The organism is Arthrobacter sp. HMWF013 (genome assembly GCF_003061105.1).
Taxonomy (GTDB): Bacteria; Actinomycetota; Actinomycetes; order Actinomycetales; family Micrococcaceae; genus Arthrobacter.
The window spans coordinates 1-763 of record NZ_QAIQ01000645.1; the positions used below are offsets into that span (position 1 = coordinate 1).

Here is a 763-nt window from a genome sequence, read left to right on the forward strand (position 1 = left end):
CGAGGATGCCGATCACGGGAGTCCATTCAGTGCTGCGGATGCCGGCGATGGTTCCCGCGCCGGCGAACGGGTCCTGCTTCAGGAGTTCATTCAGCGCGGCTTCGTCCTGGACCTTGAAGATCAGGAGGGCGCCGGCACCGTCGCCGTAGGGCCCGCTGGTCAACAGCCGGCCGCCTTCCGCGAGGCCGGCCAGCCAGGCGCGGTGCGCGGGGCGGTGCTCATCACGGACGGCGGAGGAATCGGCGGCGTACACGTACTCAACGGCAAAAACAGTCATAAGGACACCCTATCCCCAGGGGCGGCCCGTCGCCGATCCTGATGTCCATGGCGGGCACTCAGCCCAGCAGGAAGACCTTGACGATGGCTGCTGTTCCCGCAGCCCAGAGCATGGACGTAAGTGTTCCGATGATGAACCGTTCCGCCGCCACCGGGGTCTCCTTCAGCTCGGCAAACCTGCCCAGTCCCTTGATGGCCACGATGTAGGCAATCGCCACGGGCTGTCCGGTGAGGATGGCCAGGCAGACGCCAAGGCGTTCGAGGACCCCGATGATCGCACCGCCCCGGAGGATCCGCTGGGCCGGGACCGGTGGTACCGGGTTCGGAACGTCCGACGCCGGCTGGCTGGCACCCGTGGTCAGCTCGCCGTCCACCCTCTGCCCCGCTCCTGCATCCGAGCCACCGCCGGGCCGGGGCGCAGGGAGGGTGTCCACCGTGACATCGGCTGAAGGATCCTGGGCCGCCCGGTCCGGGTCCGTTCTCGTGG

Annotated in this window: 1 protein-coding gene and 1 pseudogene; both read right to left on the reverse strand. The window is 68.4% G+C overall.

The window, feature by feature from the left end; genetic code table 11:
- Positions 1-277: YciI family protein (locus DBR22_RS21365; RefSeq protein WP_108600645.1), on the reverse strand; the 277-nt coding region annotated here is incomplete at its 3' end.
- A 58-nt stretch (positions 278-335) separates the two neighbouring features.
- Positions 336-763, reverse strand: a pseudogene (locus DBR22_RS24940) (hypothetical protein); the annotation flags it as partial.